The sequence below is a fragment of the Pseudomonas sp. SMV7 genome, from assembly GCF_052041995.1.
Classification (GTDB): domain Bacteria; phylum Pseudomonadota; class Gammaproteobacteria; order Pseudomonadales; family Pseudomonadaceae; genus Aquipseudomonas.
Genome location: NZ_JBKGGT010000002.1, coordinates 203,435 through 227,862, shown reverse-complemented (window position 1 = coordinate 227,862; position 24,428 = coordinate 203,435). Strand labels below are relative to the sequence as shown.

The 24,428-nt window shown below is 64.1% G+C and carries 27 protein-coding genes and 2 pseudogenes; 20 read left to right on the top strand and 9 right to left on the bottom strand.

Going from position 1 to position 24,428, the window contains the following annotated elements; genetic code table 11:
* Positions 1–71: 71 nt before the first annotated feature.
* Complete coding sequence (locus ACLEJP_RS04045; RefSeq protein ID WP_440804629.1) at positions 72–335, bottom strand: phage/plasmid replication domain-containing protein; 264 nt, start codon at positions 333–335, stop codon at positions 72–74.
* A 178-nt stretch (positions 336–513) separates the two neighbouring features.
* Between ACLEJP_RS04045 and ACLEJP_RS04040 the strand changes: the two genes are divergently transcribed.
* Positions 514–720: a hypothetical protein gene (locus ACLEJP_RS04040; protein ID WP_440804628.1), complete on the top strand. Its 207-nt coding sequence runs from the start codon at positions 514–516 to the stop codon at positions 718–720.
* Between the two features lie 406 nt (positions 721–1,126).
* Here the strand turns inward: ACLEJP_RS04040 and ACLEJP_RS04035 are convergent, their stop codons facing one another.
* Positions 1,127–1,435 (bottom strand): hypothetical protein, encoded by a 309-nt coding sequence (locus ACLEJP_RS04035; protein ID WP_440804627.1) that lies wholly within the window; start codon positions 1,433–1,435, stop codon positions 1,127–1,129.
* Positions 1,436–1,568: 133 nt separating this feature from the next.
* A complete protein-coding gene (locus ACLEJP_RS04030) occupies positions 1,569–1,766 on the bottom strand; it encodes a DASH complex subunit Dad3 (RefSeq protein WP_440804626.1) in 198 nt (65 codons plus the stop codon).
* A gap of 211 nt (positions 1,767–1,977) precedes the next feature.
* Here ACLEJP_RS04030 and ACLEJP_RS04025 point away from each other — a divergent pair, with 211 nt between their 5' ends.
* Positions 1,978–2,592 carry a class I SAM-dependent DNA methyltransferase gene (locus ACLEJP_RS04025; protein WP_440804625.1) on the top strand — a complete coding sequence of 205 codons (615 nt, stop codon included), beginning with the start codon at positions 1,978–1,980 and terminating at the stop codon, positions 2,590–2,592.
* A 60-nt stretch (positions 2,593–2,652) separates the two neighbouring features.
* Here ACLEJP_RS04025 and paaX read toward each other — a convergent pair whose 3' ends face one another.
* Together paaX and paaY are read right to left on the bottom strand one after the other, a co-directional pair.
* On the bottom strand, positions 2,653–3,576 hold the full coding sequence (gene paaX, locus ACLEJP_RS04020; RefSeq protein ID WP_225777841.1) for a phenylacetic acid degradation operon negative regulatory protein PaaX: 924 nt from the start codon (positions 3,574–3,576) through the stop codon (positions 2,653–2,655).
* Between the two features lie 77 nt (positions 3,577–3,653).
* Positions 3,654–4,253 carry a phenylacetic acid degradation protein PaaY gene (gene paaY, locus ACLEJP_RS04015; protein ID WP_440804624.1) on the bottom strand — a complete coding sequence of 200 codons (600 nt, stop codon included), beginning with the start codon at positions 4,251–4,253 and terminating at the stop codon, positions 3,654–3,656.
* Positions 4,254–4,605: 352 nt separating this feature from the next.
* Between paaY and paaF the strand changes: the two genes are divergently transcribed.
* From paaF to ACLEJP_RS03935, 16 genes and pseudogenes are all read left to right on the top strand, one after another.
* Entirely contained in the window at positions 4,606–5,379 is a 774-nt protein-coding gene (gene paaF / locus ACLEJP_RS04010; protein WP_440804623.1) for a 2,3-dehydroadipyl-CoA hydratase PaaF, read from the top strand.
* A gap of 33 nt (positions 5,380–5,412) precedes the next feature.
* Positions 5,413–6,204: a 2-(1,2-epoxy-1,2-dihydrophenyl)acetyl-CoA isomerase PaaG gene (gene paaG, locus ACLEJP_RS04005; RefSeq protein WP_440804622.1), complete on the top strand. Its 792-nt coding sequence runs from the start codon at positions 5,413–5,415 to the stop codon at positions 6,202–6,204.
* Between the two features lie 2 nt (positions 6,205–6,206).
* The gene (gene paaH, locus ACLEJP_RS04000; protein ID WP_440804621.1) at positions 6,207–7,724 is read left to right on the top strand and encodes a 3-hydroxyacyl-CoA dehydrogenase PaaH; all 1,518 of its coding nucleotides are present in this window, start codon (positions 6,207–6,209) and stop codon (positions 7,722–7,724) included.
* Positions 7,717–8,157, top strand: a complete 441-nt coding sequence (gene paaI, locus ACLEJP_RS03995; protein WP_440804620.1) for a hydroxyphenylacetyl-CoA thioesterase PaaI — start codon at positions 7,717–7,719, stop codon at positions 8,155–8,157. The genes paaH and paaI overlap by 8 nt, the downstream gene beginning before the upstream one ends.
* The gene (gene pcaF, locus ACLEJP_RS03990; RefSeq protein WP_440804619.1) at positions 8,150–9,370 is read left to right on the top strand and encodes a 3-oxoadipyl-CoA thiolase; all 1,221 of its coding nucleotides are present in this window, start codon (positions 8,150–8,152) and stop codon (positions 9,368–9,370) included. Before paaI ends, pcaF begins: the two co-directional genes overlap by 8 nt.
* Before the next feature lie 121 nt (positions 9,371–9,491).
* A complete protein-coding gene (gene paaK / locus ACLEJP_RS03985) occupies positions 9,492–10,811 on the top strand; it encodes a phenylacetate--CoA ligase PaaK (RefSeq protein ID WP_440804618.1) in 1,320 nt (439 codons plus the stop codon).
* A 208-nt stretch (positions 10,812–11,019) separates the two neighbouring features.
* The gene (gene paaA / locus ACLEJP_RS03980; protein ID WP_440804617.1) at positions 11,020–12,009 is read left to right on the top strand and encodes a 1,2-phenylacetyl-CoA epoxidase subunit PaaA; all 990 of its coding nucleotides are present in this window, start codon (positions 11,020–11,022) and stop codon (positions 12,007–12,009) included.
* A gap of 25 nt (positions 12,010–12,034) precedes the next feature.
* Positions 12,035–12,316 carry a 1,2-phenylacetyl-CoA epoxidase subunit PaaB gene (gene paaB / locus ACLEJP_RS03975; protein ID WP_013972614.1) on the top strand — a complete coding sequence of 94 codons (282 nt, stop codon included), beginning with the start codon at positions 12,035–12,037 and terminating at the stop codon, positions 12,314–12,316.
* An 8-nt stretch (positions 12,317–12,324) separates the two neighbouring features.
* Positions 12,325–13,083 carry a 1,2-phenylacetyl-CoA epoxidase subunit PaaC gene (gene paaC / locus ACLEJP_RS03970; protein ID WP_440804616.1) on the top strand — a complete coding sequence of 253 codons (759 nt, stop codon included), beginning with the start codon at positions 12,325–12,327 and terminating at the stop codon, positions 13,081–13,083.
* Entirely contained in the window at positions 13,070–13,603 is a 534-nt protein-coding gene (gene paaD / locus ACLEJP_RS03965; RefSeq protein WP_440804615.1) for a 1,2-phenylacetyl-CoA epoxidase subunit PaaD, read from the top strand. The genes paaC and paaD overlap by 14 nt, the downstream gene beginning before the upstream one ends.
* Positions 13,604–13,618: 15 nt before the next feature.
* Positions 13,619–14,695: a 1,2-phenylacetyl-CoA epoxidase subunit PaaE gene (gene paaE, locus ACLEJP_RS03960; RefSeq protein WP_440804614.1), complete on the top strand. Its 1,077-nt coding sequence runs from the start codon at positions 13,619–13,621 to the stop codon at positions 14,693–14,695.
* A 170-nt stretch (positions 14,696–14,865) separates the two neighbouring features.
* Positions 14,866–15,174, top strand: a complete 309-nt coding sequence (locus tag ACLEJP_RS03955) for a DUF485 domain-containing protein (protein ID WP_440804613.1) — start codon at positions 14,866–14,868, stop codon at positions 15,172–15,174.
* Positions 15,165–16,733, top strand: a pseudogene (locus tag ACLEJP_RS03950) (cation acetate symporter); the annotation flags it as partial. The gene ACLEJP_RS03955 and the pseudogene ACLEJP_RS03950, both read left to right, overlap by 10 nt.
* Before the next feature lie 39 nt (positions 16,734–16,772).
* Positions 16,773–18,005, top strand: coding sequence for an OprD family porin (locus ACLEJP_RS03945; protein WP_440804612.1), 1,233 nt, complete (start codon positions 16,773–16,775; stop codon positions 18,003–18,005).
* A 36-nt stretch (positions 18,006–18,041) separates the two neighbouring features.
* Complete coding sequence (gene paaZ, locus ACLEJP_RS03940) at positions 18,042–20,099, top strand: phenylacetic acid degradation bifunctional protein PaaZ (protein WP_440804611.1); 2,058 nt, start codon at positions 18,042–18,044, stop codon at positions 20,097–20,099.
* 156 nt (positions 20,100–20,255) lie between these two features.
* The gene (locus ACLEJP_RS03935; RefSeq protein ID WP_289135365.1) at positions 20,256–20,426 is read left to right on the top strand and encodes a hypothetical protein; all 171 of its coding nucleotides are present in this window, start codon (positions 20,256–20,258) and stop codon (positions 20,424–20,426) included.
* Between the two features lie 26 nt (positions 20,427–20,452).
* On the opposite strand, the gene ACLEJP_RS03930 is transcribed toward ACLEJP_RS03935, so the two are convergent.
* Positions 20,453–20,722 (bottom strand): DUF6555 family protein, encoded by a 270-nt coding sequence (locus ACLEJP_RS03930; protein ID WP_186685914.1) that lies wholly within the window; start codon positions 20,720–20,722, stop codon positions 20,453–20,455.
* Positions 20,723–20,866: 144 nt separating this feature from the next.
* The gene (locus ACLEJP_RS03925) at positions 20,867–21,076 is read right to left on the bottom strand and encodes a general stress protein (protein ID WP_114170448.1); all 210 of its coding nucleotides are present in this window, start codon (positions 21,074–21,076) and stop codon (positions 20,867–20,869) included.
* Positions 21,077–21,339: 263 nt separating this feature from the next.
* On the opposite strand from ACLEJP_RS03925, the pseudogene ACLEJP_RS03920 reads away from it, so the two are divergent.
* Together ACLEJP_RS03920 and ACLEJP_RS03915 are read left to right on the top strand one after the other, a co-directional pair.
* Positions 21,340–22,896, top strand: a pseudogene (locus ACLEJP_RS03920) (CheR family methyltransferase); the annotation flags it as partial.
* A 16-nt stretch (positions 22,897–22,912) separates the two neighbouring features.
* Positions 22,913–23,311 carry an NUDIX hydrolase gene (locus tag ACLEJP_RS03915; protein WP_440804610.1) on the top strand — a complete coding sequence of 133 codons (399 nt, stop codon included), beginning with the start codon at positions 22,913–22,915 and terminating at the stop codon, positions 23,309–23,311.
* A 24-nt stretch (positions 23,312–23,335) separates the two neighbouring features.
* On the opposite strand, the gene ACLEJP_RS03910 is transcribed toward ACLEJP_RS03915, so the two are convergent.
* Complete coding sequence (locus ACLEJP_RS03910; protein WP_289135373.1) at positions 23,336–23,887, bottom strand: ATP-dependent Clp protease proteolytic subunit; 552 nt, start codon at positions 23,885–23,887, stop codon at positions 23,336–23,338.
* A 50-nt stretch (positions 23,888–23,937) separates the two neighbouring features.
* Positions 23,938–24,324 carry a low affinity iron permease family protein gene (locus tag ACLEJP_RS03905; RefSeq protein ID WP_225777862.1) on the bottom strand — a complete coding sequence of 129 codons (387 nt, stop codon included), beginning with the start codon at positions 24,322–24,324 and terminating at the stop codon, positions 23,938–23,940.
* Between the last annotated feature and the right edge of the window lie 104 nt (positions 24,325–24,428).

Below are 24,428 nucleotides of genomic sequence, written 5' to 3'. Positions count from 1 at the left end.
TTATAAAGATCCTGAGTAAATGCATGTCGTCGGCACTTGAGAGCGGCAACTCCCCTGCCCGGCTGACTCAGTTAGCTCACAATCGAATTCCTTTGGGCAATAATTGATCTTGAGTCTTCAAGCGAGTAAAGCTCACCTTGATAGGGCTTCTTGATGTCTATACCGATCTTTCTAAGCCTGGCTCTATGCAGGTTGGTAGAGCTTTTTGAGAGGTCGAGCTGAGCGCCTTGAGACCACATCAAGGCGTAATTGGAAGTGGTGCGAGCGGCGTAAAGATTGCTGACAACGCCGGCGTCGATGAGCATTTGGGGGATGTCAAGCCAGAGTACTGGCATAGGACCACCTTCAGTTTCCAAAATATATGGACTCCCATATTTTTATTGTCAAGCAGAACGGCATGATGGCAGGATGGCCCATTTCACCCCGGCCATCCGGGGTAAAGTGAGGGTGTAACAGCACCCCCACCCCCTCGCCGCCTTCGGCGGCTCCATCCAATCCCATCAAGGAACCATCATGGAAGACGACCTGCGGGCCGTAATGGACGACGACGCGCCCGGGCGGCGCTATGCCTCACATCAGCGCAGCGGCAACTGGCTGGCCAAGCAGATCGCGCTGGGGATCATCATGGGCGGCTGCGCTCTATGGGTGCTCGATCTGCTGATCAAGGTCGTCGCTGCAACAGCAGTGATCAAAGGCATCAGCGGGCTGCGGCTTCACTGACGCAGAAGATCAAGAGCGCCTCCGGCGGGCATCCCTTTGATGCATCGGCGGGAGGCCGGGAGGAAAAGCGCCTCCCAGCCACCCACCTCAGAGGATAAAGGGGCGAGGTGTGGTAAAGGGGCGCTGCGCTCCGGGACTCCGTTTATCGTGACGGTGGAGCGCTGTCACGATAAGCCGGGGTCGCGGCCCTTGACCATTCGAGACCGCGCCGGGGCAATTTGGCGAAAAGCAAAGAGCGGACTGGTGGAGTCATTGGCGACGGGGTCCGCGCTACGCTAAACCCCGCCGCCAAAGACTCCTCCTGACTGTCAGTGACTGACAGCAAAATTGATCCTGGAGGAGATCTCCTGCAGGAAAAACTGCTAGCACTTTTCGACCTGGTGCAGCAGCTGGCCAACGAAAAATGCTAGCGACGGTAGCCCGGGCGCAGTGGGTTTTCCGACGACGGCGTAAACATATCGCCCTGCCCGGCAACCTCCGCCAGTTGCACCGCGGCCTGATGCGCATCCCGCAGCACGCCTTGATAGACCTTCACTTGCTCCCGAAGCGACTGAATCTGCTCCCGCATGTCGGCGATCTGGTCGGCCTGATGCTCGGCGAGCGACACACATGCGATGAATGCTTGGCTACCGGTACCTTTACCGGTCAGGCGTCTGGCCGTGTGGACCAGCTCCACAGGAACATCCCGCAGGGTGAGCAGCTTGGTGTCAGACATTGCGAATCCTTTTGCTAGCAATTTGGTCATCAATCACCGATAACCAGGCGCAATTATGCTAGCAGTTCCATCGAGAGAAATGCTAGCAATTGATGCCCTGGACGGCGCCGCCGGCACGATTATTTGCTAGCAATCACAAGTCGTCGATCAGCCGGGCGACCTCTCGTAGCTTGCTGATAAGAACGTCCAGCTCGGCGGACTCGTCGTCCAACTGGCGAACCCTCGAGCGCAGCTTGCGCAGATCGCTGACAAGGTTGCCGTAGGAATCAATGAGGGATTCGACCGCGTGTTCGGGGTCAGGATTGGCCATGTAGGCCTTAGCGTCGCGCACGGCGCGCTCTGAGAGCATGAGAGGGATTCGCATAATCGACCCTATGTTACGCGACGTCCGGAGCCGCTGGCAGTATCCGGACGACGCTCAACATAAGGTCTGTGCATTATGCGCAGTTTCATGTTTCCCGCACGGGCCGCTACTCAGATACATTTGAACCCTGGAACCCATCACGGACGTTCGACCTCCACAACCAAGGATGCCCCAATCCATGCCGCACCATCCATCCGCCGATCAGATCATCAGTCTCTACGATCGCCACGCATCGATCTGGAACGATCTGCGCTCCAACCATTTCGTTGATCGCAAATGGATCGAACGCTTCCGCTCGTTGCTGCCACCCACGGCAACCGTGCTGGACCTGGGCTGCGGCTCTGGTCAACCTGTCGCACGCCATCTGATCGATGCCGGCGTATCTGTTGTCGGTGTGGATTCGTCTACGCAGATGCTCGCCTTGTGCAGCAAGCGATTTCCAACGCAGGAATGGATTCATGGCGACATGCGCACGCTGGCGCTTGATCGCCAGTTCGCAGGCATTCTCGCCTGGAACAGCTTTTTCCATCTCAAGCCTGACGACCAACGCCGGATGTTTCCGGTCTTCGAGCGCCACGCAGCACCCGGTGCGCTGCTGATGTTTACCAGTGGGCCTGCACATGGCGAAGCGCTGGGTGAATTCCAGGGCGAAACGCTCTATCACGCCAGCTTGGCTCCTGAGGAATACACCGCTCGATTGAACGACCACGGTTTCGGGGTGCTGGAGCACATCGTGGAGGACGCGGAATGTGGCGGGCAAACGGTTTGGCTAGCCCGTCGCCTGCCCCGATGATATGCATTTCACTTATAACTACACTAAATATTCATTTAGCGTAGTTATAATTTGGCGGTCCTACAGCAGGCCGCCGAAACGTTTGTAAAACCCTTCATTCGCATCCGGCAGCGGCCCATCAGCCGTCTCCAACGCAGCATTCAGCCACTCTTCAGCCTTGGCGAACACCAGGCGATACAGGTTACGGCACAGCTGTCGCGCGGCCCTTCCCTCCCAATCACCTGGCAACAGCTCGTCCGGCAGTTGCGGATCGCGCAGCAACAGCCGACGGTACTCGTGGATCAGCAACGTGCGGGCCAGGAAGCAATCCTGCGCATCCAGTTGCGGCTGCTCTTTCAAGCCTTGCCATAGCGGCCGGAACAGCTGGATGAACTCGTTGTACTGCTGCCCCAGTTCGTCGATACGCCAGCTTTCCCGGACCTGGGCGCGCATGGCCTTGGAGGCAAGCACTTCCTGCGTGTGGGTTTCGAAGACGATGCTGTCGTCAGCGGCTTCCAGCTCGCGCAAGGTGGCCGTCAGGTCGGCGCGGTCTGCCCGCGGGCAGCCCAGCAGGTTCGGCGCCATGGCAGCAAACCCCTGCCACTCCAGTTCTTCACGCAACGCTTTGCGCTTGCCGGCCTCGAGTTGCGACAGCAATACCAAGGTCCAGGCGCCGTCCCAGGCGGGTTGGCTGGGGCTGTAGACCCTCTTGAAAGCTTTCTCGAAACGCCGCCGGCCAGTACCCGTCAGGCTGTAATAGCTGCGCCGGCCGACCTTCTCGGCGGTCAGCCAGCCTTCCTTGGTCAGGCGGAAGATCGACGTGCGTATCAGCCGCTCGTTGATGCCGACCGGCTCCAGCAGGTTGATCAGGCTGCCCAGCCAGACGGTGCCGCCGTGAGGCTCGATGGCGTCGCCGTACAAAGTGATGATCAGGGAACTGGCGCGGATCGGCGTCTGTTCCTGGAAGCGGGTGATCAGGTTGTTCAGTGGGGCGAGATTGCTCATGGGCGAACTGTGCGCGGATAAAGCACCGACTATACCTGTGCGGCGGACCGTCTGACCATGGCGTGACGCTGCCAGGCTCATGCCGGTGCCGTACCTTTGGGCCTGACACCGGTGTCTTCCATGCGTGGGCGTTCGGGCTCGGCTTCGTTCAGTGGCAGGCATTCCACCAGGCTGTTCATGCAGCGCTGTGCCAGGTGTTGGTACTCGGCGGTGCCGCGCTGCTTCCAGGCCAGTTCCTGTTCGCTCAGCGAACGCTTGACCTGGGCTGGCGAGCCCATCACCAGGCTTTGTGCTGCGCATTCGAAACCCGCTTTGACGAATGCGGTGGCCGCGACGATGCAGCGTGGCGCCACCCGGGCGCCGTCCATGACCACGGCGTTCATGCCGATCAAGGCGTCTTCACCGATGCGGCAGCCGTGCAGCACGGCGCCGTGCCCGACATGCCCGTTGCGTTCGACCACCGTGTCACCGCCGGGAAAGCCATGCATCACACAGGTGTCCTGCAGGTTGGCCCCCTCCTCCAGCACGATGCGGCCGAAATCCCCCCGCAGCGAGGCCAGTGGGCCTACATAGCAACGGGGGCCGATGATGACGTCGCCAATCAGCACGGCGCTGGGGTGCACATAGGCTGTGGGATGAACCACGGGCGTCAGGCCGTCCAGGCGATAGCAAGGCATGGCGAAAGCTCCTCAAATGATAACAAACGCTGACAGATGTTGTATCACATTGTATCGGCCGTCAATCGCCCTGTTCACGTATCGCTTTTCTCGTAAAACTCACCTTGTAATTCCGGTTTAAGCGCTGGATCTCCTCGCTATTCACATCTTCACAGCGCTTTGGCAGCGCCGCTGTCGAACATCCCGTCACATCTTAAAAGGATACGGCATTCAGATTTAGATGTTGCGTAATTGTATCAGGTGATGCATATACTGGTGCCACCTGGACATGACCCAGCATCACGTCCCTGCAGACAACTCCAATAAATGCCGGCCCCACGATGTGCCGTGCGTGCAGCCAGAGGAACCCGACATGCCGCGATATCTCGACGTGCAGGCGCCCGAACAGGGCATCCAGCTCATTACCCTGCAGCGGCCCGAGGCCCTGAACGCGCTGTGTACCGAGTTGCTGGCAGAACTGGCCGCGGCACTCAGGGCGGCTGAGCACGACGAGCGGGCCCGCGTGGTAATCATCACCGGGGATCGCAAGGCATTCGCCGCAGGCGCCGATATCCGCGAGATGGCCGAGCGCGATCTGGTGGGCATCCTCAATGACCCGCGTGTTGCGCACTGGCAAGGCATTGCCGCCTTCAGCAAGCCGCTGGTCGCTGCAGTGAACGGCTATGCCCTGGGCGGTGGTTGTGAGCTGATGATGTGCGCCGATATCGTCATCGCCGGCACCGATGCACGCTTCGGCCAGCCGGAAATCAACCTCGGCATCATCCCCGGCGCTGGCGGCACCCAACGCCTGCTGCGAGCCGTAGGCAAGCCGCTGGCCATGCAAATGGTCCTGACTGGCGAGACCATCACCGCTCGCCACGCCCTGCAGGCGGGCCTGGTCAGCGAAGTCACCCAGCCCGAATTCACTGTAGAGCGCGCCATGCAGGTCGCCCGCAGCATCGCCGCCAAGGCGCCGCTGGCGGTGCGCCTGGCCAAGGAAGCGTTGCTCAAGGCCGCTGACACCGACCTGGCCAGCGGCCTGCGCTTCGAGCGTCATGCCTTCACCTTGCTGGCCGGCACCGCCGACCGCGACGAAGGCATTCGCGCCTTCCAGGAAAAACGCCAGGCCCGCTTCCAGGGCCGCTGATCATCTTCCCTAGCCTGACGAAGCGAGTCTGTCATGACCTTCCAGCACATCCTGTTTTCCATCGAGGACGGCGTCGCCCTCCTCTCCTTGAACCGCCCCGAGCAGCTGAACAGCTTCAATGCCGCCATGCATCTGGAAGTACGCGAAGCGCTCAAACAGGTGCGCCAGAGCAGTGATGCCCGGGTGCTGCTGTTGACCGCTGAAGGCCGCGGCTTCTGTGCCGGCCAGGACCTGTCCGAGCGCAATGTCGCCCCCGGCGCCGAGAGGCCGGACCTGGGCGAATCCATCGAGCGCTTCTACAACCCGCTGGTGCGTACCCTGCGTGACTTGCCCTTGCCGGTGATTTGCGCGGTCAATGGCGTGGCGGCCGGCGCTGGTGCCAATATCCCGCTGGCCTGCGACCTGGTGCTGGCGGCCCGTTCGGCCAGCTTCATCCAGGCTTTCTGCAAGATCGGCCTGGTGCCGGACTCCGGGGGCACCTGGCTGCTGCCGCGGCTGGTCGGCATGGCACGGGCCAAGGCCCTGGCCATGCTGGGCGAGCGCCTCGGCGCGGAGCAGGCCCAGCAATGGGGGCTGATCCACCGCGTAGTGGATGATGCTGCCCTGCGCGACGAGGCCCTGACCCTCGCCCGCCAGCTCGCGACCCAGCCAACCTACGGCCTGGCCCTGATCAAGCGCGGCCTCAACGCCAGTTTCGACCATGGTTTCGATGAACAGCTGGAGCTGGAGCGCGACCTGCAACGTCTGGCTGGGCGCAGCGACGACTACCGTGAAGGGGTGAGCGCCTTCATCGGCAAGCGCACCCCGGCATTCAAGGGGCGTTGATCATGAGTGCACTTGCAAGCAATGCCCCGGTGGCGGTGATCGGCGCGGGTGCCATGGGGGCTGGCATCGCCCAGGTCGCGGCGCAGGCCGGTCACCCGGTCAAACTCTACGACAACCGCCCTGGCGCTGCTGTGCAGGCGCTGGCCGGTATCGATCGGCAACTTGCCCGGCTTGTGGAAAAAGGCACCTTGCAGCCTGCCGAACGGCAAGCGATCAGCGCCCGGCTGTGCCCGGTGGAGAGTATTGAAGCCTTGGCCGATGCGCGCCTGGTGATCGAGGCGATTGTCGAGAACCTGCAGGTCAAGCAAGCCTTGTTCAGCCAGCTGGAAGCCCTGTGTGCTGGCGACTGCATCCTTGCCAGCAACACTTCGTCGCTGTCCATCACCAGCCTGGCTGCCGGGCTGGAGCGCCCGCAACAGCTGGTCGGCATGCATTTCTTCAACCCCGCACCGCTGATGGCACTGGTCGAAGTGGTCTCGGGCCTGGCCACCGCCCCTGCCGTTGCCGCATGCATTCATGCCACCGCCAAGGCCTGGGGCAAGCAGCCAGTGCATGCGCGCTCCACGCCGGGGTTCATCGTCAACCGCGTGGCGCGGCCATTCTACGCGGAAAGCCTGCGCCTGCTGCAGGAAGGCGCGGCCGATTGCGCGACACTGGACGCGCTGTTACGGGAGGCTGGCGGTTTCCGCATGGGCGCATTCGAGTTGACCGACCTGATCGGCCACGACGTCAACTACGCGGTCACCTGCTCGGTGTTCGAAGCGTTCTACGGCGATTTTCGCTTCCAGCCTTCGTTGCTGCAGAAGGAACTGGTCGACGCCGGCCGCCTTGGCCGCAAGACGGGCCAGGGTTTCTACAGCTATGCCGAAGGGGCCGGGCGTGCGCAGCCGCATGAGCTGCACAGCCCAGCTACAGCCGAGGCCTGCGTCGTCGAAGGCCATCTTGGGGTGTTGCAGCCGTTGGTCGAGCGCCTGCGCGCGAGCGGCATCACCGTGGTCCAGCGTGCCGGTAGCGGCGTGATTCAGGTCGGCGAAGCCACCTTGGCGCTGTCGGATGGCCGCCTGGCCAGCCAGCGGGCCCGGCAAGACGGCCTGCGCAACCTGGTGCTGCTGGACCTGGCTCTGGACTACGCCAGCGCCACACGCCTTGCCATCAGCTGGTCGGCGGACACCAGCGACCACGCCCGCGACCAGGCGGTGGCCTTGCTGCAATGCGCCGGCCTGCGGGTTACCCCGGTCGCCGACCTGCCTGGCCTGGTGGTGCTGCGCACCGTGGCCATGCTCGCCAACGAGGCCGCCGATGCCGTGTTGCAGGGCGTCGGCAGCGCCGCCGACATCGACCTGGCCATGCGCGCGGGGGTCAACTACCCCTGCGGCCCGCTGGCCTGGGCGGCGAACATCGGCATTGCCCAGACCCTGCGTGTGCTCGACAACCTGCAGCGCAGCTACGGCGAGAGCCGCTACCGCCCGTCCCTGTTGTTGCGCCGCTGCGAAGCCGAAGGAGGCAGCCTGCATGACTGAAGTCGAACTGGCACAAGCCTGTGCCGATACCTTGTACGCCCGCGACCAGGCCACCCAGGGCCTGGGCATCCAGCTGCTGGCTGCCGGCCCCGGCCAGGCATCCCTGCGCATGCCGGTACGCGCCGACATGATCCAGGGCCACGGTACCTGCCACGGCGGCTTCCTGTTCGCCCTGGCCGATTCGGCGTTCGCTTTCGCCTGCAACAGTTACGACCAGGCCACCGTCGCCCTGGGCTGCAGTATCGACTACCTGGCCCCGGCACTGTGCGATGACGTGCTCACCGCCCAGGCCAGCGAGCTCAGCCGCAAGGGCCGCACGGGTCTGTACCAGGTCCGCATCGAGAACCAGCGTGGTGAATTGCTGGCGATGTTCCATGGCAAGTCCTACAAAGTGCGCGGCACGGTGCTGGCGCAGGAGACGCAAGATGACTGAACACACCCTGGCCGATGCCTTGATCATCGACGCCGTGCGCACCCCCATCGGCCGCTATGCCGGGGCCTTGAGCAGTGTGCGGGCCGATGACCTGGCGGCCATTCCACTCCAGGCGCTGATCCGCAGGCACCCGGAACTGGACTGGAAGGCCATCGACGATGTGATTCTCGGTTGTGCCAACCAGGCTGGCGAGGACAACCGCAACGTGGCGCACATGGCCAGCCTGCTGGCCGGGCTGCCCATCGAGGTGCCCGGCACCACCATCAACCGCCTGTGCGGTTCCGGCCTCGACGCCATTGGCACTGCTGCCCGCGCGCTGCGCTGCGGCGAAGCCGGGTTGATGCTGGCCGGCGGCGTGGAGTCGATGTCGCGTGCGCCGTTCGTCATGGGCAAGGCGGAGCAGGCGTTCGGCCGCGCGGCCGAGCTGTTCGACACCACCATCGGCTGGCGTTTCGTCAACCCGTTGCTGAAGGCTGCCTTCGGCACCGACTCCATGCCGGAAACCGCCGAGAACGTTGCCCAGCAGTTCGGCATTTCCCGCGCCGACCAGGACGCGTTCGCCCTGCGCAGCCAGCACAAGGCTGCTGCGGCCCAGGCACGTGGCCGCCTGGCACGGGAAATCGTGCCGGTCGAAATCGCGCAACGCAAAGGCCCGGCCAAAGTGGTCGAGCACGACGAGCACCCGCGTGGCGACACCACCCTGGAACAGCTGGCCAGGCTTGGCACCCCGTTCCGTGAAGGTGGCAGCGTCACTGCCGGCAATGCCTCCGGGGTCAATGACGGCGCCTGTGCGCTGCTGCTGGCCAGCAGCGCCGCCGCCCGTCGCCATGGCCTCAAGGCCCGCGGGCGCATCGTCGGCATGGCCGCAGCCGGGGTCGAACCGCGGCTGATGGGCATGGGGCCAGTGCCGGCTACCCGCAAGGTCCTCGAGCTGACCGGGCTGTCGTTGGCCGACATGGACGTCATCGAACTCAACGAAGCCTTCGCGGCCCAGGGCCTGGCGGTGCTGCGCGAGCTGGGCCTGGCCGACGACGACAAGCGGGTCAACCCCAATGGCGGGGCCATCGCCCTGGGCCACCCGCTGGGCATGAGCGGTGCACGCCTGGTCACCACTGCCCTGCACGAGCTGGAGGAAAGCGCCGGGCGCTACGCCCTGTGCACCATGTGCATTGGCGTTGGCCAAGGCATCGCGATGGTCATCGAACGCCTTTGAGCGGCGCCGACCACCGGCCCGTTACCGAACCGAACGCAGCCGTATATGCTGCGCTCATGACACTCACCGCGCAGCCCGCTACTGCTGCCGCGCGGCGTACAAGAACAATTCGAGTGAAGCCATGAACATGTACCATGATGCCGATCGTGCCCTGCTGGACCCGATGGAAACCGCCAGCGTGGATGCCCTGCGCCAGCACCAGCTGGAGCGCCTGCGCTGGAGCCTGAAGCACGCCTACGACAACGTGCCGCTGTACCGCCAGCGCTTTGCCGAGTGCGGCGCCCACCCTGACGACCTCAAGTGCCTCGAAGACCTGGCGAAGTTCCCCTTCACCGGCAAGAACGACCTGCGCGACAACTACCCCTATGGCATGTTCGCCGTGCCCCAGCAGGACGTCGTGCGCCTGCATGCCTCCAGTGGCACGACCGGCAAGCCGACGGTGGTCGGCTACACCCAGAACGACATCGACACCTGGGCCAACGTGGTGGCCCGCTCGATTCGCGCCGCCGGTGGGCGCAAGGGTGACAAGGTGCATGTGTCCTATGGCTATGGCCTGTTTACGGGCGGGCTGGGCGCGCATTACGGCGCCGAGCGCCTGGGTTGCACGGTGATTCCCATGTCTGGCGGGCAGACCGAGAAGCAGGTGCAGCTGATCCGCGACTTCCAGCCCGACATCATCATGGTCACCCCGTCCTACATGCTCAACCTGGCCGACGAGATCGAGCGCCAGGGCATCGACCCGCACACGCTCAAGCTGCGGCTGGGCATTTTCGGTGCCGAACCCTGGACCGACGAGCTGCGCCGCTCGATCGAGCAGCGCCTGGGCATCGATGCCCTCGACATTTATGGCCTGTCGGAAATCATGGGCCCCGGGGTGGCGATGGAATGTCTCGAGACCAAGGACGGCCCGACCATCTGGGAAGACCATTTCTACCCCGAGATCATCGACCCGGCCACCGGCCAGGTACTGCCGGACGGCCAGCTGGGTGAGCTGGTGTTCACCTCGCTGAGCAAGGAAGCGTTGCCCATGGTGCGCTACCGCACCCGCGACCTGACCCGGTTGCTGCCCGGCACCGCCCGGCCAATGCGGCGGATCGGCAAGATCACCGGTCGCAGCGACGACATGCTGATCATTCGCGGGGTCAACGTGTTTCCGACCCAGATTGAGGAGCAGGTACTTAAAATAAAACAGCTTTCAGAGCTTTATGAGATCCATCTGTATCGAAATGGAAACCTGGACAGCGTGGACGTGCATGTGGAATTGCGTTCGGACTGCCAGCACCTTGATGAAGGCCAGCGCAAGTCGTTGACCGGCGAACTGGCCAGGCAGATCAAGACCTATATCGGCATCAGCACCCAGGTGTGCCTGCAACCCTGCGGCACGCTCAAGCGCTCCGAGGGCAAGGCCTGCCACGTATTCGACAAACGCTTGGCCAGCTGATTCATTCGGCTGCCTGTTCGGCCCCGGCAATCGTCGGGGCTTTTTTTTGCCTGAAGGATTGCGCGGGCTGCCGCGCCCCTTTCGCGACGCAGCAGCCCCTTCGGCCAGCAAAGCGATACATAAATCTTATTTGATACACGTAAATGTGTTTGACGTTGTGTTTTGTATCGCTTACAAATGACTCATGCCTTAGCAGGAGTCGCAGCACATGTACGCACAGCTAGTGGAAACCGGAGTCAAGCGCGTCAAGTCGCTGGAAGAGATGTCGCCCGAAGAGCGCAACTTCCAGGAAAAGATCGACGCCGAAATCAAGATCGAAGCCAAGAACTGGATGCCCGAGGCCTACCGCCAGACCCTGATCCGGCAGATCTCCCAGCACGCCCATTCGGAAATCGTCGGCATGCTGCCCGAAGGCAACTGGGTCACCCGCGCCCCCAGCCTGAAGCGCAAGCTGCAGCTGATGGCCAAGATCCAGGACGAAGCCGGTCACGGCCTGTACCTGTACAGCGCCATGGAAACCCTGGGCGCCGACCGTGACGAAGAGATCGCCAAGCTGCACAACGGCAAGGCCAAGTATTCGAGCATCTTCAACTACCCCACCCTCAGCTGGGCCGACATGGGCGCGGTGGGCTGGCTGGTGGATGGCGCCGCCATCGTCAACCAGGTGGTGCTGCAGCGCACCTCCTATGGCCCCTACTCGCGCGCCATGATCCGCATCTGCAAGGAAGAGAGCTTCCACCAGCGCCAGGGCTACGAAATGCTCCTGACCATGATGCGCCACGGTACCCAGGCCCAGCGTGACATGGTCCAGGATGCCATCAACCGCCTGTGGTGGCCGGCGCTGATGATGTTCGGCCCCAGCGACGAACATTCTCCCAACAGCGCCCAGTCCATGGCCTGGAAAATCAAGCGCCAGACCAACGATGAGCTGCGCCAGCGCTTCATCGACCAGACCGTGCCGCAGCTCGAGCTGCTCGGCTGTAGCGCCCCCGATCCGCAACTGAAGTGGAACGCCGAGCGCGGCCACTACGATTTCGGCGAAATCCAGTGGGACGAGTTCTACGAAGTGATCAAGGGCAATGGCCCGTGCAACCAGGAGCGTGTCGCCACCCGGCGCAAGGCCATCGAGGACGGCGCCTGGGTACGCGAGGCTGCGGTGGCCTACGCGCGCAAGCAACAGAACAAGAACGCCGCCTGAGCGGCGATTGATGCGGAGATCGAAAATGTCTGTCTGGACCCTCTACGAAGTGTTCGTGCGCAGCAAGCACGGCCTCAACCACAAGCATGTCGGCAGCGTGCACGCGGCCGATGCGGCCATGGCCATCGAGAACGCCCGCGAGCTGTATACCCGCCGCAGCGAGGGGGTGAGCCTGTGGGTGGTACCCTCGGCCCTGATCACCGCCTCCTCCCCTGACGAGAAAGACCCACTGTTCGCCCCGGCGGACGACAAGGTCTATCGCCACGCCAGCTTCTACGAACTGCCTGACGAAGTCGGGCACATGTGAGGTTGGCCATGCACAAGCACGATCTGATCCCCTACCTGCTGCTGCTCGGCGACAGTGCCCTGGTGCAGGGCCAGCGCCTCTGCGAATGGTGTGGCCGGGCCCCGGCCATCGAAGAAGAGCTGGCCCTGATGAACGTGGGCCTCGACCTGGTCGGCCAGGCCCGCAACTGGCTGGAATATGCCGCCGAGCTGCTGGATGACGGCCGCGACGCCGATGCCCTGGCCTTCCGTCGCGACGAACGGGCCTACCGCAACCTGCTGCTGGTCGAGCAACCCAATGGCGATTTCGCCGTGACCATGACCAAGCAGTTCCTTTATGACGCCTGGCATTTCGCTGTGCTCCAGGGCCTGGCCGGTTCGCGCGACGAGCGCATTGCCGGTATCGCTGGCAAAGCCTTGAAAGAAGTCACCTACCACCTGCGCCGTTCCAGCGAATGGGTACAGCGCCTGGGCGGCGGCACCGAGGAAAGCCGCCAGCGCATGCTTGCCGCCATCCCGGCGCTGTGGCGCTTCACCGTCGAACTCACGGCCGGCAGTGACAACGAGGTACAACTGGCCCAGGCAGGTATCGCCGCTGACCCGGTCAGCGTCGGCGCAGGCTGGCTGAAGCAGGTTGGCGACGTCTTCGCTGCGGTCGAGCTGCCGCTGCCCAAAGCGGCCAGCCAGTTCTACCTGGATGGCCGCAAAGGTCTTCACACCGAGCACCTTGGCCTGCTGCTGGCCGAGATGCAGTTCCTGCCAAGGGCCTACCCCGATGCAACCTGGTGAACTGATTGCCGGCGACCGTGGCGCCCGCGCGCCACGTGCGGACGACCTGGCACGTGCCTGGGCGGTGCTGGCCCAGGTCATGGACCCGGAGGTGCCCGTGGTCAGTGTGGTCGACCTGGGCATCGTCCGTGGCCTCGACTGGCGTGCCGGCCACCTCCACCTGGTGGTCACGCCGACCTACTCCGGCTGCCCGGCCACCGAAGTGATCGAGGCGGATATCTGCCTGGCGCTGGAGCAGGCGGGTTTCCCGGCGCCCGCGCTGGAGCGCCGGCTGACGCCGGCCTGGACGACCGACTGGATCAGCGAGCTGGGCCGCGAACGCCTGCGGGCCTATGGCATTGCCCCGCCGCAAGGCAGTAGCAGCAAGCGCAGCCTGCTCGGCGCGGCGCCCCAGGTGTGCTGCCCGCAGTGCGGCAGCACCCAGACCGAATTGCTCAGCCAGTTCGGCTCCACCGCTTGCAAGGCGCTGTACCGCTGCCGCGAGTGCCTGGAGCCGTTCGACTATTTCAAATGCCTTTGAGCCGTGGAGAACGCCATGAGCCCGTTTCACAGCCTGACCATCAAGCAAGTGCGCAACGAGACCCGCGATGCCGTATCGATTGCCTTCGACGTGCCCGAGCAGCTGCGCGAGACGTTCCGCTTCACCCAGGGCCAGTACCTGGTCCTGCGTACCCAGCTGGACAACGAAGAAGTCCGCCGTTCCTACTCGATCTGCAGCGCCGTGCAGGACGGCGAACTGCGCGTGGCGGTCAAGCGCGTGCCGGGCGGGCGCTTCTCGGCGTTTGCCAATGACGTGCTCAAGGCCGGCCAGCAGCTGGAGGTGATGGCGCCGTCGGGCAGCTTCTTCGTGCCGCTGGACCCGGCCCGCCACGGCAACTACCTGGCGGTGGCCGCCGGCAGCGGCATTACCCCGGTCCTGTCGATCATCGCCACCACCCTGGCCAGCGAACCGCACAGCCGCTTCACCCTGTTGTACGGCAACCGCTCCAGCTCCGGGGCGCTGTTCCGCGACAAGCTTGAAGACCTGAAGAACCGTTACCTCGAGCGCCTTAACCTGATTTTCGTGTTCAGCCGCGAACAACAGGATGTCGACTTGTACAACGGCCGCATCGATGCCGACAAGTGCGGCCAGCTGTTCTCGCGCTGGCTGGATGTAGCCAGCCTGGATGCGGCGTTCATCTGTGGCCCGCAGGCGATGACCGAGACCGTGCGCGACAGCCTCGAGGCCAACGGCATGGCCAGGCACCGCATCCACTTCGAGCTGTTCGCCGCCGCCGGCAGCGAAGCCCGACGCGAGGCCCGCGAAGCGGCGCGCCAGGTGGACTCGGCACTCAGCCAGATCACGGTCATCAGCGATGGCCGCGCCCTCACCTTCGACCTGCCACGCAATACCCGCAACGTGCTGGACGCCGGCAATGCCATCGGCGCCGAACTGCCGTATTCGTGCAAGGCCGGGGTGTGCTCCACCTGCAAGTGCCGGGTCATCGAAGGCGAGGTGGAGATGGACAGCAACCATGCCCTGGAGGACTACGAAGTAGCGGCCGGGTATGTGCTGTCGTGCCAGAGCTACCCGGTGAGCGACAAGGTGGTCCTCGATTTCGACCAGCTCTGAAACCGCGTCGCCTGTTTCGCGGGCGCGCCCGCTCCCACAGGAATAGCACAAGCCTCAGGCACACCGCCGCACCTGTGGGAGCGGGCATGCCCGCGAAGAGGCCCCGAGCAACACCGCAACACCCGCGTGACCTCGCAAAAAACAATTACAACACCCAGAGATCGCAACCCATGACCCCCGAACGCATCGAAAGCATCGTCAACCACCCCGACTTCCAGCACCTGGTCCGGCGCACACGCCGCCTCAACGGCGGCCTGACCCTGGCCATGCTGGTGACCTACTACGGCTTCGTCCTGCTGGTGGCATTTTCCCCCAGCACCCTCGGCCAGTCCCTCAGCGGTGGCGTGACTACCGTCGGCATGCTGGTGGGTGTGCTGATGGTACTGCTGTCCTTCGCCCTGACCGGCATCTACGTGCATCGTGCCAACAACGTGCTCGACCCGCTCAACGACAAGGTCAAGCAGGAGTGCGCACAATGAACTGGACAGCCATCTCGATGTTCATGGTGTTCGTCTGCTTCACCCTGCTGGTCACCCGCTGGGCGGCCCTGCGCACCCGCTCGGCCAGTGATTTCTACACCGCCGGCGGAGGCCTGAGCGGCATGCAGAACGGCCTGGCTATCGCCGGCGACATGATCAGCGCCGCCTCGTTCCTGGGCATTTCGGCGATGATGTTCCTGAACGGCTACGACGGCCTGCTGTACGCGCTGGGCGTGCTCGCCGGCTGGCCGATCATCCTGTTCCTGATCGCCGAGCGCCTGCGCAACCTGGGCAAGTACACCTTTGCCGACGTGGTCAGCTACCGCCTGGCGCAAACCCCGGTGCGCCTCACCTCGGCCTTCGGCACCCTGGTGGTGGCGCTGATGTACCTGGTGGCGCAGATGGTCGGCGCCGGCAAGCTGATCGAGCTGCTGTTCGGCATCAGCTACCTGTATGCGGTGATGCTGGTCGGCGTGCTGATGGTCGCCTACGTCACCTTTGGCGGCATGCTCGCTACCACCTGGGTGCAGATCATCAAGGCCGTGATGCTGCTGTCCGGCACCAGCTTCATGGCGTTCATGGTGCTCCGGCACTTCGGCTTCAACACCGAGGCGATGTTCGCCAGTGCCGTTGCCGTGCATGCCAAGGGCCAGGCGATCATGGCCCCGGGCGGCTTGCTGTCCAACCCGGTGGATGCCATTTCGCTGGGGCTGGGCATGATGTTCGGCACGGCCGGCCTGCCGCATATCCTGATGCGCTTCTTTACCGTCAGCGACGCCAAGGAAGCGCGCAAGAGCGTGTTCTATGCCACCGGCTTCATCGGCTATTTCTACCTGCTGCTGATCGTCATCGGCTTTGGCGCCATCGTCATGGTCGGCACCGAACCGTCCTACCGCGATGCCACTGGCGCGATCGTCGGCGGTGGCAACATGGTCGCCGTGCACCTGGCCCAGGCAGTGGGTGGCAACCTGTTCCTCGGCTTCATCTCCGCCGTGGCCTTCGCCACCATTCTCGCCGTGGTCGCCGGCCTGGCGTTGTCGGGGGCCTCGGCCGTATCTCACGACCTGTATGCCTGCGTGATGCGCCAGGGCCAGGCCAGCGAACAGGAGGAAATGCGCGTGTCGCGCCTCGCCACCCTGCTGATCGGTCTGCTGGCGGTGATTCTTGGCCTGCTGTTCGAGTCGCAGAACATCGCCTTCCTCTCCGGCCTGGTGCTGGCAGTGGCCGCCTCGGTCAACTTCCCGGTACTGCTGCTCTCGATGTTCTGGAAAGGCCTGACCACCCGTGGCGCGGTGTGCGGCAGCATGGCCGGGCTGCTCTCGGCGGTGCTGCTGGTGGTGCTGGGCCCGGCGGTGTGGGTCAACGTGCTGCATCACGAAAGCGCGCTGTTCCCCTACAGCAACCCGGCGTTGTTCTCCATGAGCCTGGCGTTCCTTGGTGCCTGGGTGTTCTCGGTCACCGACAGCTCCGAACGCGCCAGCCAGGAACGTGGCCGCTACCTGGCGCAGTTCATCCGCTCCATGACCGGAATCGGCGCTGCCGGCGCCAGCAAGCACTGACTGCAAGGAAGAACAACCATGTCGGCTAGAACAACAACAATGAACCGGACACACTTTCTGTCAGCCGCCTGGCTGGCCAGCATCGCCCTGCCGTTGCCGGCGCTGGCCGACTTCGTCGGTGACAGCCACGCCCGGCTGGAGCTGCGCAACCACTACCTCAACCGCGACTTCCGCCAGAGCAACGCGACGCAGGCCAAGGCCGAGGAATGGGGCCAGGGCTTCACCGCCAAGCTGGAGTCGGGCTTCACCGAGGGCCCGCTCGGCGTTGGCGTCGATGCCATGGGGCAACTGGGTATCAAGCTCGACTCCAGCCGCGACCGCCGCAACACTGGCCTGCTGCCCTTTGGCCCGAACAGCCATGAGCCGGTCGACAACTACAGTGAACTGGGCCTGACCGGCAAGCTGCGGCTGGCCAAGAGCACCCTGCGCCTGGGCACCCTGCAACCGATCCTGCCGGTGGTGGTGTACAACGATACCCGCCTGCTGGCCTCCACCTTCCAGGGCGGGCTGCTGACCAGCCAGGACCTGGCCGGCCTGACCTTCAATGCCGGCCGCCTGACCAAGGCCAACCTGCGTGATTCCTCGGGCCGCGATGACATCGGTTATGGCGCCGCCAGCAGCGACCACCTGGACTTCGGCGGCGGCAGCTATGCCATCACCGCTCAAACCAGCGTCAGCTACTACTACGCCAAGCTCGAGGACATCTACCGCCAGCAGTTCGTCGGCCTGGTCGATACCCGCCCGCTGGGCGAAGGCCTGAGCCTGCGCACCGACCTGCGCTATTTCGATAGTCGCGAAGACGGCGCCGAACGTGCCGGCACCATCGATAACCGCAACTTCAACGCCATGTTCACCCTCGGCGTGCGGGCCCACAAGTTCACCGCCACTTGGCAACAGATGTCCGGTGACAGTGCGTTCCCGTTCGTCAACGGCGGCGACCCGTTCACCGTCAACCTGGTGACCTACAACACTTTCACCCGCGCCGGGCTGGACTCCTGGCAGCTGCGCTACGACTACGACTTCGTCGCCATGGGCGTACCCGGCCTGAGCTTCATGACCCGCTACACCGACGGCCGCCACGCCGAAACCGCCACGCTCAGCAACGGCCGTGAGCGCGAGCGTGACACCGACATCACCTACGTCATCCAGAGCGGCCCGTTCAAGGACGTCAGCCTGCGCTGGCGCAACGTCACCTTCCGCTCCGGCAATGGCCTGACCAACGCCGTGGACGAGAACCGCCTGATCATCGGCTACACCCTGGCGCTGTGGTAACAGCGCCCCTTACCTCTGAACAGCATGGAGAACAGCATGTCTGCCGCCCCTACCCTGCAAAGCTTCATCGCCGGCCGCTGGCTCGGCCAGCACGGCGCCCAGGCCCTGCGCAGCGCCCTCGACGGCCACGTGCTTGCCTATAGCCATGAGGAACGCCCGGACTTCGCCGAGGCCGTGGATTTCGCCCGCGCCCGCGGCCTCGCCAGCCTGATGGCCATGGATTTCCAGCAACGCGCCGCGCGCCTGAAAGCCCTGGCCCTGTACCTGGCCGAGCGCAAGGAGCAGCTCTACGCCCTGTCCCACCACAGCGGCGCCACCCGTGCCGACAGCTGGATCGACATCGAAGGTGGCAATGCCACGCTGTTCTCCTATGCCGGCTTCGGCAGCCGCGAGTTGCCCTCGGGCAACCTGGTCCACGAAGGCCCGGCCATCCCGCTGGGCAAGCAAGGCCACTTTGCCGGCAGCCACATCCTGGTGCCGCGCGCCGGCGTGGCGGTGCACATCAACGCCTTCAACTTCCCCATCTGGGGCATGCTGGAGAAGTTCGCCCCGACCTTCCTGGCGGGCATGCCGTGCATCGTCAAGCCGGCGACCTCGACCAGCTACCTGACCGAGGCCGTGGTGCGCCTGATGCACGCCTCCGGCCTGCTGCCGGAAGGCAGCCTGCAACTGGTGATCGGCAGTACCGGCGACCTGCTCGACCGCCTGCAGGGCCAGGATGTGGTGACCTTCACCGGCTCTGCCGACACCGCCGCCAAGCTGCGTGTCACGCCGAACCTGGTGCGCAATTCGGTGCCATTCACCGCTGAAGCCGACTCGCTGAACTGCGCCATTCTCGGCCCGGACGTGACCCCGGACAGCGAGGAATTCGAGCTGTACATCAAGGAAGTGGTGCGCGAAATGACCACCAAGGCTGGGCAGAAGTGCACCGCCATCCGCCGCGCCATCGTTCCGGCCAAGCACCTCGATGCCGTTGCCACGCGCCTGCGCGAGCGGCTTGCCAAGGTGGTGGTCGGCGACCCTTCGCTGGAAGGTGTGCGCATGGGCGCCCTGGCCTCCCATGACCAGCAGCACGACGTGGCCGAGCGCGTGCGCAGCCTGTTGCACAGTTGCGACCAGCTGTTCGGTGCCAGTGACGGCTTTGCGCCGCGCGGCGAAGGCGTGGCCGAAGGGGCGTTCTTCGCCCCGACCCTGCTGCAGGCGCGCGACCCGCATGCCGAGGGCGGCGCCCACGATATCGAAGCGTTCGGCCCGGTCAGCACGCTGATGGCCTATGACGACCTCGACGAAGCCCTGGTGCTGGCCGCCCATGGCAAAGGCAGCCTGGTGGCCACCCTGGTCACCGCCGACCGTGGCGTTGCCGCCAAGGCCATTCCGGTTGCCGCTGCCTGGCATGGCCGCCTGCTGGTGCTCGACCGCGAAGCGGCCAAGGAGTCCACCGGCCACGGCTCGCCACTGCCGCAACTCAAGCACGGTGGCCCGGGCCGTGCCGGTGGCGGTGAGGAGCTGGGCGGCCTGCGTGCGGTCAAGCATTACCTGCAGCGGGCGGCGGTGCAGGGTTCGCCGAGCATGCTCACGGCAGTTACCGGCGAGTACGTGCGCGGTGGCGCAGTGATCGAAAGCGAAGTGCACCCGTTCCGCCGTTACTTCGAGCAGCTGCGCATCGGCGAATCGCTGCTCACCCACCGCCGCACCGTGACCGAAGCCGACCTGGTCAACTTCGGCTGCCTGTCGGGCGACCACTTCTACATGCATTTCGACGAGATCGCCGCGCGGGAATCGCAGTTCGGCAAGCGTATCGCCCATGGTTACTTCGTGTTGTCGGCGGCTGCCGGGCTGTTCGTGTCCCCGGGTGCAGGGCCGGTATTGGCCAACTACGGCCTGGATACCCTGCGCTTCATCAACCCGGTGGGCATCGGCGATACCATCCAGGCGCGCCTGACCTGCAAGCGCAAGATCGACCAGGGCAAGACCAGCCCGCTGGGGCAACCACTAGGCGTGGTGGCGTGGGACGTGGAGGTGACCAACCAGCTGGGTGAGCTGGTGGCGAGCTACGACATTCTGACCCTGGTGTTGAAACAACCGGCAGCATGAGCGCTGCCACTGGTCGGCATCTGCCTGGACGCGAACGATCGTCCCCCGCGTCATCGTGTTCTGATGACATGAGGGGTGGTCAATGGCTTCGCCTCTCACTCCTGTGTTGGCCCGCCGGCCTGGCGGGCCTTTTTTACTGCAATGGAGGCCAAGGGCATGAACGACAAGCAGTGGCTGGGCGGCGGGAATGTGCAGGATGACTGGCCGGAACTGGAGCCGGACGGGCGCAATGACAAAGTGGACGATCCCGATACCGACCCCAATCTGACGGATGATGAACAGAACCGGCCTGGGGTACCTGCCAGCGATCCCGAGTCCGGGGCTTGAAGGGTCAGTGTATCGGCGAGCCGGTTTCAGGCGGTGGTGACAGGGTCTTCCAGCGACTGGCCAGGCTTGCTGCCGGAGGCGCGCCAGCTCACCTCGGTCACCCCATAGCGCTCGGCCATCGGCTTGCTTACCTTGCGGATCTTTTCGCGGCCGAACTTGGGGATGATGCCGATACCGGCGTCGCAGCTGGCCCAATGCCAGGCTTCGGCATTGTCCATGCGTTCCAGGCGGATGATGAAGCTGCGCGGCTTGCCGTGTAACCGGTAGTCGATGATGTACAACTGCGGATTAGGCATCGCGTGGCCCTCCTCTTTTCCATGGATGACTTCGTGTTGAGTCGAGCGCGCCGCGAAGATTCAAAAAGATTGTGAAACGTTTCGCAAGAAAGGTGGCCCGGCGTTATGTGCGCCGGGCCACCGCTGCCGTTGCCAGCCGCTGCGTTACTGGTTGCGGCCGCCGCCGTGGCTGTTCTGGCCACCTTTGCGGCCTGCTTCCGAGGCGCGTTCGCGGTCGTTGGCGAAATTGCCGCCGGAGGCCTGGCCACCTTTCTGCCCGGCGCGGGACGCTTTTTCGCGGTCGTTGGCGAAATTGCCCGGGTTGGTTTCCTTGGTGCCGCCACGTTGGCTGGTTTGATCTTGATCGCGAGCCATGTCGTTTCTCCTTGCGGTTGGAATGGTAGTCACGGTCGTATACCGTGCCCTTACTCCGAACCCAGGCGGCGCCGGGCGCTCATTCCAATGCGTGGTTTGTGGACGAGTGGCGCCAAATGACTGCCAGGTCGCAAATTGGCGCACTGCCTTTTGGCTCTCTGTCCAACCCCTCGCGATTGCCGCGCCAGCCTGCCTATAATGGCATTTCACATGCCCGGCGATGCGTCGATGGGCCGTCTGTCAGGTCTGTACAAGGCACCGCCATGAAGTCGACTGCTAACCAGCCCGCCTCGCCGCAAAATCCCAACCTGAGCCCTAGCCATCTGGACTTCCCCGTGGTCGGCATAGGCGCCTCGGCGGGTGGCCTCGAGGCCTTGTGCACGTTGTTCCGGCAAATGCCGGCCGATTCCGGCATGGCATTCGTCATCGTCCTGCACCTGTCGCCCGACCACCAGAGCGTGGCCGATCGCATCCTCCAGGAAACCACCAGCATGCCGGTGCGCCAGGTGACCGAGCCGGTGCCGATCGAGCGCAACCATGTGTACGTGATATCGCCGGCCAACCGCTTGTCGACCAACGACGGTTACCTGCGGGTAACGCCGGCCAACCGGCGGCGCGGTGACCATGTGGCCATCGACCTGTTCTTTCGTGACCTGGCGGACGTGCACAAGGACCATGCATTCTGCGTGGTGCTGTCCGGTAGCGGCGCCGATGGCGCGGTCGGGCTGTCGCGCATCAAGGAACAAGGCGGCGTCACGCTGGTCCAGGCGCCCGATGACGCGCAGTACGACAGCATGCCGCGGGCGGCCATCGACACCGGTATGGTCGATATCGTCCTGCCGGCCGCGGAAATTCCACAGAAACTGCTGGAGCTATGGCAGAACGCTTGTCAGGTAAAGCTGCCGCGGATCGATGACGATACCCTGCCGCCGGCGCTGGGCACCCGGGCCGGCGACCCGCAGGCGTCCGAGCCGTTGCTCGAGGAGATTCTCCTGCAGTTGCGCAGTGTGACCGGGCATGATTTCCAGCATTACAAGCGCGCCACCGTGCTCCGGCGTATCGAGCGCCGCCTGCACGTGACCGGGCAAGCCGACCTTGGCACTTACCTGCGCTATCTGGAACAGCATCGCGAAGAGGCGACTGCGCTGCTGGCCGACATGCTGATCGGCGTCACCAACTTCTTCCGCGACCGCGAGGCCTTCGAGGCGCTGGAACGCCACGTGCTGCCGCAGCTGGTCAGCCAACCGGAGCCCGCCGAGGGCGCGAGCGAAATACGTATCTGGTCGGCAGGTTGTTCCACCGGCGAAGAGGCCTACAGCCTGGCCATGCTCGCCTGCGAGCAACTGGCCGTGGAGCAACGCGACAGCCAGGTCCAGGTATTTGCCACCGACCTGGACGAGCGGGCGATCAGCGTCGCCCGCGGCGGTTCCTATCCGGAGGCGATCGTCACCGACGTACCGCCTTCGCGACTGCGCCAGTTCTTCGTCAAGGAAGACCAGCACTACCGGGTACGCAAGGAAATTCGCGAGAAGGTCCTGTTCGCCCGGCACAACCTGTTGTCCGATCCGCCGTTCTCGCAAATCGGCCTGATCGTCTGCCGTAACCTGCTGATCTACCTCGACCGCGAGATCCAGGAGGACATCCTGCAGATGTTCCATTACGCCTTGCGACCGGGGGGGTATCTGTTCCTGGGCTCGGCAGAGTCCGCCGACCTGGCCGGTGAACTGTTCACCGTGGTCGACAAACGCAACCGTATCTACCGCGCTCGCGACGTCAGCGCGGTGGGTCGCCGCTCAGGGCGCCAGTTGCCGGGGCTGAGCGTCACCAGGAGTTTGCATGAAACCGCTCAAAGCTCGCGCAACCGTTATTTGCCGCCACGCCAAGCACGCCCATAAATGGCTATGGGTCAGGAAGCCCAAGGCAGCATGGACCCTGCCCGGTGGCAAGGTCGAACCGGGTGAAACGCCGCTACAGGCTGCCGAGCGCGAGCTGCTGGAGGAAACCGGCCTGCAGGCACAGAGCTTGATCCTGTTGATGCGCCATGAAACGCCAGAACGCGTGCATTACGTATTCGAAGCCGAATTCGCCGACGCGCCGCACCCCACCGCCCAGCGCGAAATCGCCGACTGTTGCTTCGCCCACATCGACCGGGTGCCGACGCTCAAGGATGACATCAAGCTGCTGATCCGCTCGTTGCTGGCCTGTGACCAGGCGACTGCCGCTTCCATTCGCTAGCGCCTGGCACAAGCCCGGGCAGGCTCAGGCGTGCACGCTCCACTGGCAGGCATCCGCCTCGATCGGCAGCTCATCGATAGCGTGAATCATGCCGCTCTCCAGCGCCTCGCGCGGGCCCAGGATGCGTGGATAGGCCATCAGGTAGCGCGGCACGTCCAGCACTTCGCTGCTACCCTCGGTACGCTCGGCGACAATCTGCGCATACAGGCGCAGGTCGTAATCCAGGCTCATGGCATATTCGGCCATGCGCGAATGGTCCACCGAACCGTGCAGTGTCCAGTGAAACGGGTGGAACAGGAACTTGCTATGGGCACAGGCAGTACGGCGTTCGCCGGCCAGGAACAGGATGTTGCCCATCGACTCCACGGTTCCCAGGTTGTGCGTGTGCAGCGGGATCGGCAGCCCGCGCAGGAAATTGTACAAGGTGAAGCCATAGCTGCATTCACCGCCCATGGTGGCGATGTTCAGCTGCAACAGCTCGGCGCCCTGTTGCAGGGCCTTCGCGCACGTGCTGATGAGGTTGCCGCAGGTGGAGGAATTGATCGGGCCGGTAAAGTGAATGATGTGTCTGGGCATGCTTGCCTCCGGGGGTTGGCGGTATTCATTCCAGTGAAATGGGCAGGCCGTCAGTCTGCGGGCGGGTCAGGTCGCCGCTCCCGGCTTTCTTCTCGCTCGCCCATGCGTTGGTACTGCTTGCGCAGCGCATGCAGTTCGGCCGGGTCCATGTCTTCCAGGTCGAGCAGCGCCTTGTGCGCGCGTCTGGTCGTGCGCAGCAGTTCGTCAATCTTGATGTGCAGTTCGTCGTTGTCGCGGTTTTGCGTGTTCTGGATGAGGAACACCATCAGGAACGTGACGATGGTGGTCGACGTGTTGATGACCAGCTGCCAGGTGTCGTTGTAATCGAACAACGGCCCGGTCAGGGCCCAGCCCATTATCAGCAACAGGGCAATGGCGAAACTCAGCGGGCGGCCGGTCCAGTTCGCCAGCCATTGCGCGAAACGGTCGAATTTCATGGCATCGCTCCTCACCGTGACCACAGCTGGGGCAGCGTTCCTAGCCCTCGGGCTGCTAAAAAGATGGAATCGCCAGGGGCGGCAAAGTTCCATCCGGCGCAGGG

Coding starts and splice junctions, on each gene's coding strand:
- ACLEJP_RS04035 (WP_440804627.1), bottom strand. CDS start 1,435: ATGTCTGACACCAAGCTGCTCACCCTGCGGGATGTTCCTGTGGAGCTG.
- ACLEJP_RS03915 (WP_440804610.1), top strand. CDS start 22,913: ATGAAACCGCTCAAAGCTCGCGCAACCGTTATTTGCCGCCACGCCAAG.
- ACLEJP_RS03955 (WP_440804613.1), top strand. CDS start 14,866: ATGACCCCCGAACGCATCGAAAGCATCGTCAACCACCCCGACTTCCAG.
- paaB (WP_013972614.1), top strand. CDS start 12,035: ATGTCTGTCTGGACCCTCTACGAAGTGTTCGTGCGCAGCAAGCACGGC.
- ACLEJP_RS03910 (WP_289135373.1), bottom strand. CDS start 23,887: ATGCCCAGACACATCATTCACTTTACCGGCCCGATCAATTCCTCCACC.
- ACLEJP_RS04045 (WP_440804629.1), bottom strand. CDS start 335: ATGCCAGTACTCTGGCTTGACATCCCCCAAATGCTCATCGACGCCGGC.
- ACLEJP_RS03905 (WP_225777862.1), bottom strand. CDS start 24,324: ATGAAATTCGACCGTTTCGCGCAATGGCTGGCGAACTGGACCGGCCGC.
- paaD (WP_440804615.1), top strand. CDS start 13,070: ATGCAACCTGGTGAACTGATTGCCGGCGACCGTGGCGCCCGCGCGCCA.
- paaG (WP_440804622.1), top strand. CDS start 5,413: ATGACCTTCCAGCACATCCTGTTTTCCATCGAGGACGGCGTCGCCCTC.
- paaC (WP_440804616.1), top strand. CDS start 12,325: ATGCACAAGCACGATCTGATCCCCTACCTGCTGCTGCTCGGCGACAGT.
- paaE (WP_440804614.1), top strand. CDS start 13,619: ATGAGCCCGTTTCACAGCCTGACCATCAAGCAAGTGCGCAACGAGACC.
- ACLEJP_RS03925 (WP_114170448.1), bottom strand. CDS start 21,076: ATGGCTCGCGATCAAGATCAAACCAGCCAACGTGGCGGCACCAAGGAA.
- paaF (WP_440804623.1), top strand. CDS start 4,606: ATGCCGCGATATCTCGACGTGCAGGCGCCCGAACAGGGCATCCAGCTC.
- paaY (WP_440804624.1), bottom strand. CDS start 4,253: ATGCCTTGCTATCGCCTGGACGGCCTGACGCCCGTGGTTCATCCCACA.
- paaI (WP_440804620.1), top strand. CDS start 7,717: ATGACTGAAGTCGAACTGGCACAAGCCTGTGCCGATACCTTGTACGCC.
- ACLEJP_RS04040 (WP_440804628.1), top strand. CDS start 514: ATGGAAGACGACCTGCGGGCCGTAATGGACGACGACGCGCCCGGGCGG.
- pcaF (WP_440804619.1), top strand. CDS start 8,150: ATGACTGAACACACCCTGGCCGATGCCTTGATCATCGACGCCGTGCGC.
- paaX (WP_225777841.1), bottom strand. CDS start 3,576: ATGAGCAATCTCGCCCCACTGAACAACCTGATCACCCGCTTCCAGGAA.
- paaA (WP_440804617.1), top strand. CDS start 11,020: ATGTACGCACAGCTAGTGGAAACCGGAGTCAAGCGCGTCAAGTCGCTG.
- paaH (WP_440804621.1), top strand. CDS start 6,207: ATGAGTGCACTTGCAAGCAATGCCCCGGTGGCGGTGATCGGCGCGGGT.
- ACLEJP_RS03945 (WP_440804612.1), top strand. CDS start 16,773: ATGAACCGGACACACTTTCTGTCAGCCGCCTGGCTGGCCAGCATCGCC.
- ACLEJP_RS04025 (WP_440804625.1), top strand. CDS start 1,978: ATGCCGCACCATCCATCCGCCGATCAGATCATCAGTCTCTACGATCGC.
- paaZ (WP_440804611.1), top strand. CDS start 18,042: ATGTCTGCCGCCCCTACCCTGCAAAGCTTCATCGCCGGCCGCTGGCTC.
- ACLEJP_RS03935 (WP_289135365.1), top strand. CDS start 20,256: ATGAACGACAAGCAGTGGCTGGGCGGCGGGAATGTGCAGGATGACTGG.
- paaK (WP_440804618.1), top strand. CDS start 9,492: ATGAACATGTACCATGATGCCGATCGTGCCCTGCTGGACCCGATGGAA.
- ACLEJP_RS03930 (WP_186685914.1), bottom strand. CDS start 20,722: ATGCCTAATCCGCAGTTGTACATCATCGACTACCGGTTACACGGCAAG.